The following is an 11583-nucleotide window of genomic DNA, read 5'->3' on the forward strand; positions in this document are numbered from 1 at the left end:
TAATCGCTCGGCCTGCAGCCCGAACAAAACCGCAGAACGCGGGGTAATCCGGGCGGGCCCAAGCGCAGAAAAATGCCGCGTTCCTGTCGAAGGGAACGCGGCATTTTCATAAGCGCAACGTGCGATTTTTAACTGCGCTGGCTCAGCTGGGCTGAACCAGATGCACCACTCGCTGCGGGAACGGAATACCGATGCCGGCTTCGGTCAAGCGTTCCTTGGCCAACTCGGTAAACGCGAAGGTCACCGGCCAGAAATCCGGCGTGGCCACCCAGACGCGCAGTGACAAATTGACCGCGCTGTCCCCCAGGCCGGTGACGAACACCACCGGAGCCGGGTCGAGATGAATGCGCGGGTCCTCGGCGATCTTCAGCAGCACATCACGGGCCTTCTTGATGTCGCTGGAGTAGTCGATGCCCAGATTGATGTCGGCGCGACGCTTGGGTTCGCGCGAATAGTTGGTGATATTGCCATTCGACAAACTGCCGTTGGGCACGATCACCACCTTGTTATCGGCGGTTTTCAGGGTGGTGTGAAAGATATGGATGCTGTCGACGCTGCCCGATACGCCCTGCCCTTCGATCCAGTCGCCGGCGCGGAACGGCCGGAAGAATATGATCAACACGCCACCGGCGAAATTCGCCAAACTGCCTTGCAGGGCCAAGCCGATGGCCAGGCCTGCGGCAGCGATCACCGCGATGAAGGAAGTGGTTTCCACACCGATCATCGAGGCGACGCTGACCAGCAACAGCACCTTGAGAATCATGCTCGCCAGGCTGCTAATAAAGCTGTGCAGGGCGCGGTCGACATTGCGGCGTTCCAGTACACCACTGACTTTATGGGTCAGCGTGTTGATGAACCACCAACCGACCAGCAGCGTGATGACCGCCAAGGTCAGCTGGCCGCTGTATTGCAGTACCGCCGGCAGCCATGACTCGGACATCTTCACCAGTTGCTCGACATTCATCTCCATTTGACGCTCCTTTTCGACACTTAAAACGCGACCGCCATGGCAAGCCATGGCGGTCGCTTTACGATAACTGCTGCCGCGCCACCCAGGCCCGACAGGCTTGCCGCATCAATCGCGGAAGTTATTGAATTGCAACGGCATTCCGAAATCCTTGGCGCGCAGGGCGGCAATCGCGTCCTGCAGGTCATCGCGTTTCTTGCCGGTAATCCGCACCTGCTCACCCTGGATGGCAGCCTGCACCTTGAGTTTGCAGTCCTTGATGTGGGCAACGATTTTCTTCGCCAGTTCCTTGTCGATGCCTTCGCGCAGGGTCATCTCCTGCTTGACGCTCTTACCCGAGGGATAGGCGTCCTTGAACTCCATACATTGCACATCGATCTTGCGCTTTATCAGGCAGAGCTTGAGAATCTCGACCATCTGCTCCAGCTGGAAATCCGCATCGGCGGTCAGGTTGACGGTCAGGTCTTTGAGCTCGAAGCTGCCTTTACCGCGCAGGTCATAACGGCGCTCAAGTTCCTTGAGGGCGTTGTCGATAGCATTGGTAACTTCGTGTTTGTCCAATTCGGACACCACGTCGAACGAGGGCATGGTATTCCTCCTGATAGACGGCGCGACCCAGATCACGGACGGGGCACGCGTGGCTTGTTGATGGTTGAAAAACCCGGCCATTATATAGCCATAGCGACAAACACTGCCCGGCGATGTACCGGGCCCATGTGACTTTCCCTACGAGCCTGCCCATGCCCAACCCCCATCTCAGCATTCTGGTGGTGGACGACGCCAAGTTCTCCAGCGCCATGATCGGCCGCGCCCTGAGCCAGGCCGGCTACCAGGATGTACGTTTTGCCAACAGCGCCGCGGAAGCCATCAGGCAGCTCGAACTGCGACCGGCCAGCGTGCTTCTGGCGGACTGGTTGATGCCGGAAATGGACGGATTGGAACTGACCGGCCGGGTTCGTCAGCTGGATGAAATGACCGATCACTACACCTACGTCATGTTGCTGACCGGCAAGGAAGGCGAAAACGTGCTGGGCGAAGCCTTTGACCGCGGGGTCGACGATTTCATCAACAAGGCGCAGATGAATGAACAACTGGTGCCACGGGTCTATGCCGCCGACCGCCTGTGCAACACCCTGCACCGCCTGCTGCAGGAAAACCGCCTGCTGACGGAAAACATCGCCAGTATGGAACAGCGCAACCAGGTCGATACGCTTACCGGCCTGGGCAACGCACGCTACCTGCGGCAGAAGCTGCTCGACAGCCTGCGCCAGATCGAGTCGCGCGGTGGCGCGCTGTGTTACCTGTTGATCGGCCTGCAGGAGGCCAGCGAACTGCGCCAGCGTCATGGCAGCGGTTTCTACACCGAGCTGCTGCATGGCGTCGCCCGCCGCCTGCAGCAACTGGTGCGCCCGCTGGACGTACTGGTGCGTCTGGACGACGACCATTTCGCCCTGATTACCCTGCTCGAAAACCTGCACGAGTGCTCGCCGAGCAGCTTCAAGCGCCTGCACGAAGGGATCAACCTCAAGGCGTTCAAGACCAGCGAAGGCTTCGTCAGTCTCAAGGCAGGGATCTGCCTGGTCGGCCTCGACGCCAAAGCCTTGCCTATCGGCCCGGAAGACCTGATTGCGCATGCGACTAAACTGCTGCCGGAGTCCTATGCCAGCGGCCGGGTCGCCGCCATGCGCCTGCCGCATGCGACCTAGCAATCCGTTGAAAAACGTAGGCGAGGCAGGCAAGACAAGGCAAAAACGGCCGAAAAAGCGCAGTTTACGTGCTGTAAATGAGCATTTGATTCGCTTCGCTCACCGCCTTCGGGGCCGCGCTAAAGCGCGTTCAACGCTGCGCTTTTGTGAGGCCGTTTTTAACGCAGTATTGCCAACGCAGGTAGTTTTCCAACGGTTTGCCAGGCGGTGCCGACAATGAGCTGGCATGTACTCGGCGCCGGCAGCCTGGGCTGCCTCTGGGCCGCACGCCTGGCGCGTGCCGGCGTGCCGGTGCAGTTGATCCTGCGCGACTCGGCTCGGCTCGATGCTTATCAGCGCGCTGGCGGCCTGACCCTGGTCGAGCAGGGACAGGCCCGACACTACCCCGTGCCGGGGCAGACCGCCGACGACCCGGCGCCTATCCAACGCCTGCTGCTGGCGTGCAAGGCCTACGACGCCGAAAGCGCCATTGCCAGTCTCGCACCGCGCCTGGCGCCTGGCGCCGAGCTGGTTCTTCTGCAAAACGGCCTGGGCAGCCAGGATGCCGTGGCTGCCCGGGTAGCCAATGCGCGCTGTATTCTCGCCGCAAGCACCGAAGGCGCCTTTCGCGATCGCGCCGCGCCTGAAGGAGAATGGCGTGTGGTATTCGCCGGTCATGGCCACACCTGGCTTGGTGACCCGCTCGACGGCAGCCCACCGGGTTGGCTGGGTGAGCTCGAGCGCAGTGGCATCCCCCACCTGTGGAGCCCGGATATTCTCAGCCGGCTATGGCGCAAGCTGGCACTGAACTGCGCCATCAACCCGCTGACCGTGCTCTACGCTTGCCGCAACGGCGGCCTGAGTGAACACCGGGCTGAGGTCGCCACGCTCTGCGCGGAGCTCGGTCTACTGCTGCAAACCTGTGGCCAGCCCGCCGCGGCGCTGGACCTGCATGCCGACGTGCAACGGGTGATCCAGGCTACCGCGGCGAACTACTCCTCGATGCACCAAGATGTCGCCCAGGGCCGGCGCACCGAAATTGCCTACCTGCTTGGCCATGCCTGTGCCACGGCGCAGCGCCAGCACCTGGTCTTGCCGCACCTCGCGGCACTGCATGAGCGTCTGTTGCAGTACCTCGACGCACATGGATTGCCCAGCCATTAAGTCGCGCGTTACCCTGCTTACACTTCCTCGCCACTGCGACTTGCCCGCCCATGCTATTGCGCCAGCGCCTCGAAAATCTGCCCGTCGGCCGCAAACTGCTCGCCGCACTCCTGGTATTGCTGGCCGCCGTGTTGCTGATGGCCAACCTGGCGTTCATCAGCGCGGCCTACTGGATTTCCCAGCAGAGCGTCGCACCGCAGGCCTTGCACACCCTCGGCCAACTGATCGCCAGTCCCACCCTAGGTCAGGAGGCGCTGCGCTCGGCGAGCGCGGCCCAAGCTCTGCTGCAACGCCTGGATGACTACCCGCCACTGCGCGCCGCGGTAATCTACGACAGCAATGGCGTAAGCCTGGCGCAACTGCACCGTGGAGAGTCCCTGGACTTGCCACAGCGCGTCGAACAACTGGACAGCTGGCGTCACAGCGAATTTCGCACCAACCTGCTGGTCGAACTGCCGCAGCTTGGCGCCCGCCACGGCTACTTGCTGCTAGTCGCGTCCAGCGAACTGCCTGGCGCTTTCTATACCGGCACCCTGACCGCCAGCGGGGCAATCCTGTTCGTCAGCATCCTGCTGTGGTTTACCGTGGCGCGGCAGATCCGCCGCCTGGTGACCAAGCCGATCCGCCGACTGGAAGAACTGTCGCGCCAAGTCACCCGCGAGGAGAACTATTCCCTGCGGGCCAGGCGCGGCAATCAGGACGAAATCGGCAGCCTGGCCGACGCCTTCAACACCATGTTGGTGCGCATCGAGGCGCGCGAACGAGAACTCGAGCGCGCCCGCGACGATGCCCAGGCCGCATTCGATCAGGCGCATAAGCTGGCCGAAGAAACCCGCCATTCCAACCGCAAACTGGAGCTGGAAGTGCAGGTGCGCAGCAAGATCGAGAAAAAGCTCACCGGCTTCCAGAATTACCTCAACAGCATCATCGACTCCATGCCCTCGGCCTTGATCGCCCTCGACGAGCAACTCTACGTCACCCAATGGAATCAGGAAGCCAGCGCCCTCTCCGGCACGCACCTGGCAGAAGCGCTGAACCAGCCGGTGTTCCTCGCCTTCCCTCCGCTGAAACCCTTTCTGCCGCTGCTCAAACGCACCGTCGAGCAACACAAGGTGGAGAAAATCGAGCGCGTGACCTGGAGCAAAGACGAAGAACCGCATCACTACGCCCTGACCTTTTACCCGCTGATGGGCGGCAGTGGCCGCGGCGTGGTGATCCGAGTCGACGACATCAGCCAGCGCCTGAGCATGGAAGAGATGATGGTGCAGTCGGAGAAAATGCTCTCGGTCGGCGGCCTGGCTGCCGGCATGGCCCACGAGATCAACAACCCGCTCGGCGCCATCCTGCATAACGTGCAGAATATTCGCCGGCGCCTGTCGCCGGAGCTGGAGAAGAACCGCGAGCAGGCCGAGCGCATCGGTATCAGCCTGCAAAACATCGACGGCTACCTGCAGGCTCGGGAAATCCCGCGCCTGCTCGATGACATCCAGAAGGCCGGCATGCGCGCGGCGAAAATCGTCAGCCACATGCTCAGTTTCAGTCGCCGCAGCAACCGCCAACTGGCGCCCTGCGAGCTGCCCGCCCTGATCGACCAGGCACTGGACATCGCCGGCAACGACTTCGACCTGACCGAAAGCTTCGACTTCAAAAGCCTGCTCATTCGCCGCGAGTTCGATCCGACACTGGGTCCGGTGCCCGGCACCACCAACGAACTGGAACAGGTGCTGCTCAATCTGCTGAAAAACGCCGCCCAGGCGATTCACCAACGCGAAGACTGCAGCACGCCCGGACAGATCACCTTGCGTACCCGGCTGGCACCGCCCTGGGCAGAGATCCAGGTGGAAGACAACGGCCTCGGCATGCCTGAATTGGTGCGCAAGCGCATCTTCGAGCCCTTCTTCACCACCAAGGAAGTCGGCCAGGGCACCGGACTGGGCCTGTCGGTGTCCTACTTCATCATCACCAACAACCACAAAGGACAGATGGAAGTGCAATCCAAGGCAGACCAGGGCACCTGCTTCACGCTGCGCCTACCCCTGGTTGCCGCCATCCCCCACACAGGTCATTGAACATGGGTTATCGACTGTCGAAGATTTACACACGCACCGGCGATGCTGGCGAAACCGGGCTGGCCGACGGCCGCCGAGTGGCCAAGGATCACCCGCGGGTAGAGGCCATGGGCGAGGTGGATACGCTCAACAGCCAGCTCGGTCTGCTATTGGCCGACCTCGCCGAACACCAGGCGACGTGGCCGGGCTTGAGCGAAGTCAGCGCGGTGCTCGCGCCCTGCCAGCACCGCCTGTTCGACCTCGGCGGCGAACTGGCGATGCCCGAGTACCAGGCCCTGCAACAAGTCGAAGTCGAACGTCTGGAAGCCGCCATCGATCGCTGGAACGAAGAGCTCGGCCCGCTGGAGAACTTCATCCTGCCGGGCGGTTCGCGCCTGGTCGCTCAGGCGCACGTCTGCCGCAGCCTGGCACGTGGCGCCGAACGCCGCTGCCAACAGCTGAATGCGCTGGAGCCGTTGCGCGGCGTCGGCCTGGCTTATGTCAACCGCCTCTCTGACCTGCTGTTCGTCGCCGCCCGCCTGATCGCCAAGCGCCAGCACATCGCTGAAGTGCTCTGGCAGGCGGCGCCGAAGCAACCGGCGTGATCATCTGTGCATGAGCACGGTTTGCGACAGCCTAAGGTGCCACTCGCCGCAGGCAGTGCACCTGGGCTCGCTCGGCGGGCTGACGCGACGCTCAGACGGAACGCCGCCCGGACCGCCCGGTGATATCGAGCACTCCGCAATTCGTAGGGTGGATGAGGCTTTATCCATCCACCCATCGCGGCGGTGAATGAACGAGGCGTCATCCGCCCGGCATCTCGCTCAGAGCAGACTCAGCCGGCTCGCGAAGCGGCGTTGCTCGCCACTCAGTGGGTCGATGAAGGCCAGGCCCTGGGCCAGCAGCTTGAGCGGCCGGCTGTAGTCGTCAGGCGCATCGGGCCCTTCGCTGATTTCGGGGTAGAAGGGATCGTTGACGATGGGCGCACCCAAGGCGGCCATATGCACCCGCAGCTGGTGCTTTTTCCCCGTCACCGGATAGAGCCCGTAGAGCCAGTGCTCGCCCAACTGCTGCGCCACTTCGATGCGGGTCTCGGTATTCGCCATGCCGGCGACTTCCTGCATGCGGAAAAACGGCTCACCGGCGGCCAGTCGCGTGGCCCGCCGCAGGGGAAAATCCAACTCCGGCAGCGCCGGCGCAAGGGCTTCGTAGCGCTTGTCGATCTGCCGCTCACGGAACAACGCCTGGTACTGGCCACGGCTCTGCCGGTTGCAGGAAAACAGCACCAGCCCGGCAGTATGCCGATCGATGCGGTGCAGCGGCACCAGATCGGCATTGCCCAAACGCTTGGCCAGGCGCGCCTGCAACGTCTGCTCGACATACTCGCCGGCCGGCATCACCGGGAGGAAATGCGGCTTGTCGGCCACCAGCAGGTGCTCGTCGACATACAGCACGGTCTCGACGAAGGGAATCGGCGTCTCCGCTGCCACCTCGCGAAAGTAATGCACGCGCAGACCAACTCGATATACATGCGTCGGGCCGATCGGCGCACCCTCGGCATCCAGCACCCGCCCACGCGCCATGCGCTGCAGCCATACCTCGCGGTTGATCGCCGGAAAATGCGCACACAGGCAGTCGAGCACCGTCGGCCAGTCGCCTTGGGGCAGATGCAGGGTGCTGGGACGCATGTTGGAGGGGGAACGGGCGGATACGGACATATGACGGGGCTCGGCGGACAACGGCAAAGGTAACCAGCGCCCATTAAGCCGCAGCCACTCGCCTGGCGTCAAAGGCCAGGGCGGTTACAGCAGTATCACCGCCCAGACCAGGGCGATCAGGGTCATGGTCACCAATTGCGCGGCGCTGCCCAGGTCCTTGGCCTGTTTCGACAGGGGGTGCAATTCCAGGGAGATACGGTCCACCGTGGCCTCGATCGCCGAGTTGAGCAGCTCGACGATCAGCGCCAGCAAACATACGCTGAGCAACAGCGCACGCTCGACCTTGCCAACATCCAGGTAGAACGCCAGGGGTAACAGCACGGCATTGAGCAGCAGCAACTGACGGAACGCCGCCTCGCCCCTGAACGCGGCCAACAGGCCTGCCCGGGAATAGCCGAAGGCATGCACGATACGCCGCCAGCCGGTTTGCCCCTTCAGCGCACTGCCATCGCGCACAGTGACAGCGACTTCAGACCTCATGGGAAACAGCCCCCACGGTAGCCATTGAACGATTGTAGGCCTCGAGCAACACGTGCCAATCGGCAGCCGGCATACCGTCACGATGGCGAAAAAGTTGCCCCATGTCGCGCCGCGAAGCCGAGCGACTGAACAACCGACGACGACTTTTCTCCAGGTCGAGCAGCGCCACTTCGACCCCACCGCCGTCGACGGTAGCGTGAGACTTGATGAAGATGTGCTTGGGATACAGGCAGCCATGCTGCCAGCCGGCCCGGTGCAGGCAGCTCAGCATCGCTGCCAGTTGTTCCAGCATGCACCGATTGAGTGGTGTGTCGCGCTGCTGCGCTGCGCTGGCATACCACTGTTCCAGACTGATAAAACCTTCGAGGGCCTCGGTCACCAACAGCGCCCGCCACTGGCCGGCTTGTTGCTGCGCCGCACCATAGACCAGCGTTGGCACGCGGATGCCAAGCCGTTGCAGCGCCCGCATTGCATGCAGCTCACGCAACACCGTGGGCCGGCCAAAGGGGTGCAGCCAGGAGCGATACAGGTGTCCGGTCTGGCGTTTCAGGTAAAATAACGGCCCTGTTTTGCTATGTAACCGCTGCACGCCACTTTCACCGCCACGGCGCTGATTAGGCGCCTCGACCCACTCACCCCGAGCCTGCCACCAACGCTCGAAGGTGCTGGGCAGCGGCTCGGTCTTGGCTAGCGCAATCAGGCTACTCATCTCAATTGCCCTTGCGCAGCACATAGACCCGCCACATGGCATAGCCCGGGAGAAAATCCTGGTGGCCGAGGATATCGAAACCGACCTGTTTGAACTCCGCCTCGATGGTCGACCTGGCGATGACGAAGCGGTTCTGGTTATTCGTTGCCCCGCCCTTTACTGCCCGTCGAGCCTCAAGGCGCCGACGTTTCCAGGACTTGTAGTTGCCGTCGACCCACAGCGAGACGATCAGGGTGTCGCGGGTCACCCGGCGCATCTCGCGCAGCATGGCCAGGCGATGTTCGGGGTCTGCGATGTGATGCAGCAGGCGCATGCAGAAAATACTGTCGACCGCGTTATCACCCAGATCGATGGCGAAGGCCGAGGTCTGAAAGGGCTTTACCCGTGCCACCACATCTGCCGGTTGCCCGTTCATGGCAATCGCCAGCATGTCCGCTGAGTTGTCAGCTGCGAGAATCACCCGGTTCGGCCGCTTGGCCAGCAGCGGCCAAAATCGACCGGCGCCGCACGGTAAATCGAGCAGCAGATTCGGCTCGCCCGCCAACTTCAGGGCATGTCGGGCCAGTTGCTCGTCGCGCCAATGGGACAATCGGCGGGACAGGCCATCCTGATGCTTTGCCAAGTACTGGCGGGCATGCTCGCGGTCGTACTTGCGCGAGAAGTCCAACTCGACGGGTTTAGCGCTAGACATGACAACCTGCTCCTCTGAGGAATCCATGGTTGCCAAATTAACTACTAGCGCATCATGTAGCCGTCAAAAGGGTGTGAAAAAAACGTGAATCGACGGCAGCACGCCGTGCGGCAGTGCCATCAGCGGCGCAAGCTAACCTCGAACACACTGCCCTGTGGAGGCAGGTCGCGCACCTGCGCCGTCCAACCCTGGTGCGTGCAGATCCGCCTGACCAAGGACAAGCCCAGACCCAGGCCTTCGCCACGCGCCTGAGCACCGCGCACAAAAGGTTGGAACATCTGTTCCTGCTGATTCAGGGGGATGCCAACGCCGCTGTCCTCCACGCGAAAGCTGCCGTTCTCGAGGATCAAGCGCACCGTGCCCTGCTCGGTGTAATGCAAGGCATTGCGCAGCAGATTGGAGATCACCGTGCGCAGGAACGTCAGGTTGTACTGCGCCTCATCCTGACCCTGGGTGATCAACTGGAACTGCAGGCCCTTCTCGTGCATCAGTGGCGCCCAGCGCTTGCTCTGCTCATCGGCAACGTCGGCCAGGGTCGCGCTGCCACCCTGGCTCGACTCCTGAGGCCTGGCCCGTGCGAGGATCAGAAAGGTCTGCACCAGGTCACGCATTTCCTCGCTCGCACGACCGATGCGCTGTACCTGTTCAAGCTGGCGCGCATCCTGATTAGGTAGCTCTGCAAGCAATTCACAGGAGCTGGCGATGATCATCAATGGCGTACGCAGCTCATGGCTGACATCACTGGTGAACAATCGCTCACGCTCCAGAGAATGACGCAACTGGCCGAGCGTACTGTCGAAGGCCGCCGCCAAGTGACCGACTTCATCGTCCGGGTATTCCGGCGCCAGGGCCGGGGCCAACTCGAGCAACTGATCGCGATGGCGCACCTGGTTGGCCAGGCGGATCACCGGCGCCATCACCCGCCGCGCCAACAGCCAGCCAAGGCCCCAGGCGACCAGCAGGCTGAGCAGAAAGCCAGCCAGTACCACATTGAACAGCACCTGTTCGCGTGCCTCGAACTCGTGCTGCTCCTGCACCAACATGAAAGTCCGATCGTTTTTGCTGCGTTTGAACAGATAAAACGCCTGGTCGCCCTCGATCACCTCGGAAAACCCGTCGCCCGCCTCGGCGAACTGCGGCGGCACCTGGTACTCCGGCAGATGCGAGGCGAAAAAACGTGTGCTGGAATCCAGCCGTGGCCTTTCGCCACGCCGTATCTCCTCATCGAGGACGATGCTCAGCTCACGATCAAGTTCCTGGGACACCAGGTGCTCTTCGACGAAGTGCACAATCGCCACGATGCTCAACGAAAACACGCCACTGACCACCAGCGTCATCAGCACGAAAGCGATCACGATGCGCCTCAGCAACGGCTGTTTAGACCCCATTGGCGGACTCCGCCAGGCGATAACCGATACCGTGAATAGTGTGCAGCAAGGGTGTGGCGAAGGGTTTATCGAGCACTTGGCGCAGCTGATGGATATGGCTGCGCAGGCTGTCGCTGTCCGGGCAATTGTCGCCCCACAGGGCCTCTTCGAGGGCCTCGCGACGCACCACCGCCGGGCTGCGCTGCATCAACACGGCCAGCAGCTTCAGGCCCAGGGGATTGAGTTTCAACGGCTGACCGGCGCGACTGACATGCAGGGTATCGAGGTCATAGACCAGCTCGCCGACTTGCAGCTGGCGCTTACGATTACCCTGACTGCGGCGCAGGATCGCTTCGATGCGCGCCACCAGTTCGGACAGGGCGAACGGCTTGAGCAGGTAATCGTCGGCCCCGCACTCAAGCCATGCAGGCGGTCGTCGAGGGCATCGCGCGCGGTCAGCATGATGATCGGCGTATCACGCCGGGCATCCTCACGCAGGCGTTTGCACAACTGATAACCATCGATGCCCGGCAGCATGATATCCAACACGATCAAGTCGTAGTGTTCGGTGGCCGCAAGATGCAGCCCACTCAGGCCATCCTGCGCGCAGTCGACGCTGTAACCCTTCAGGGTCAGGTAATCGAGGATATTGGCCAGAATATCCCGGTTGTCTTCCACCACAAGAATGCGCATGTCCGTTCAATCCTCAAGCGTGCCGCAACGATTTGATGTTTTTTTCACGCGGTTTCTACAT

At 62.1% G+C, this 11583-nt stretch carries 11 protein-coding genes and 1 pseudogene; 4 read left to right on the forward strand and 8 right to left on the reverse strand.

The window, feature by feature from the left end:
* Positions 1-142: 142 nt before the first annotated feature.
* Both B2D37_RS12920 and B2D37_RS12925 read right to left on the reverse strand, forming a co-directional pair.
* Positions 143-970: a mechanosensitive ion channel family protein gene (locus tag B2D37_RS12920; RefSeq protein ID WP_079203069.1), complete on the reverse strand. Its 828-nt coding sequence runs from the start codon at positions 968-970 to the stop codon at positions 143-145.
* 105 nt (positions 971-1075) lie between these two features.
* A complete protein-coding gene (locus B2D37_RS12925; protein ID WP_079203070.1) occupies positions 1076-1555 on the reverse strand; it encodes a YajQ family cyclic di-GMP-binding protein in 480 nt (159 codons plus the stop codon).
* Between the two features lie 152 nt (positions 1556-1707).
* Between B2D37_RS12925 and B2D37_RS12930 the strand changes: the two genes are divergently transcribed.
* From B2D37_RS12930 to B2D37_RS12950, 4 genes are all read left to right on the forward strand, one after another.
* Positions 1708-2673: a response regulator gene (locus B2D37_RS12930; protein WP_079203071.1), complete on the forward strand. Its 966-nt coding sequence runs from the start codon at positions 1708-1710 to the stop codon at positions 2671-2673.
* Positions 2674-2889: 216 nt separating this feature from the next.
* Positions 2890-3816 carry a putative 2-dehydropantoate 2-reductase gene (locus B2D37_RS12940; RefSeq protein ID WP_079203072.1) on the forward strand — a complete coding sequence of 309 codons (927 nt, stop codon included), beginning with the start codon at positions 2890-2892 and terminating at the stop codon, positions 3814-3816.
* A 50-nt stretch (positions 3817-3866) separates the two neighbouring features.
* Positions 3867-5885, forward strand: coding sequence for a HAMP domain-containing sensor histidine kinase (locus B2D37_RS12945; RefSeq protein ID WP_079203073.1), 2019 nt, complete (start codon positions 3867-3869; stop codon positions 5883-5885).
* Positions 5886-5887: 2 nt separating this feature from the next.
* Positions 5888-6469: a cob(I)yrinic acid a,c-diamide adenosyltransferase gene (locus B2D37_RS12950; RefSeq protein WP_079203074.1), complete on the forward strand. Its 582-nt coding sequence runs from the start codon at positions 5888-5890 to the stop codon at positions 6467-6469.
* 219 nt (positions 6470-6688) lie between these two features.
* Here B2D37_RS12950 and B2D37_RS12955 read toward each other — a convergent pair whose 3' ends face one another.
* From B2D37_RS12955 to B2D37_RS12980, 6 genes and pseudogenes are all read right to left on the reverse strand, one after another.
* Complete coding sequence (locus B2D37_RS12955) at positions 6689-7582, reverse strand: pseudouridine synthase (RefSeq protein ID WP_079203075.1); 894 nt, start codon at positions 7580-7582, stop codon at positions 6689-6691.
* Between the two features lie 84 nt (positions 7583-7666).
* Positions 7667-8062, reverse strand: a complete 396-nt coding sequence (locus tag B2D37_RS12960) for a diacylglycerol kinase (RefSeq protein WP_079203076.1) — start codon at positions 8060-8062, stop codon at positions 7667-7669.
* The gene (locus B2D37_RS12965; RefSeq protein WP_079203077.1) at positions 8052-8771 is read right to left on the reverse strand and encodes a lipopolysaccharide kinase InaA family protein; all 720 of its coding nucleotides are present in this window, start codon (positions 8769-8771) and stop codon (positions 8052-8054) included. The genes B2D37_RS12960 and B2D37_RS12965 overlap by 11 nt, the downstream gene beginning before the upstream one ends.
* Position 8772: 1 nt before the next feature.
* Positions 8773-9462: a class I SAM-dependent methyltransferase gene (locus B2D37_RS12970; protein ID WP_079203078.1), complete on the reverse strand. Its 690-nt coding sequence runs from the start codon at positions 9460-9462 to the stop codon at positions 8773-8775.
* 119 nt (positions 9463-9581) lie between these two features.
* Positions 9582-10850 carry a HAMP domain-containing sensor histidine kinase gene (locus B2D37_RS12975; RefSeq protein WP_079203079.1) on the reverse strand — a complete coding sequence of 423 codons (1269 nt, stop codon included), beginning with the start codon at positions 10848-10850 and terminating at the stop codon, positions 9582-9584.
* A pseudogene (locus tag B2D37_RS12980) lies at positions 10840-11522 on the reverse strand (response regulator transcription factor). Before B2D37_RS12980 ends, B2D37_RS12975 begins: the two are co-directional and overlap by 11 nt.
* Positions 11523-11583: the final 61 nt, after the last annotated feature.

The sequence above is a fragment of the Pseudomonas sp. CC6-YY-74 genome (assembly GCF_002025205.1).
GTDB classification, from domain to species: Bacteria; Pseudomonadota; Gammaproteobacteria; order Pseudomonadales; family Pseudomonadaceae; genus Aquipseudomonas; species Aquipseudomonas paeninsulae.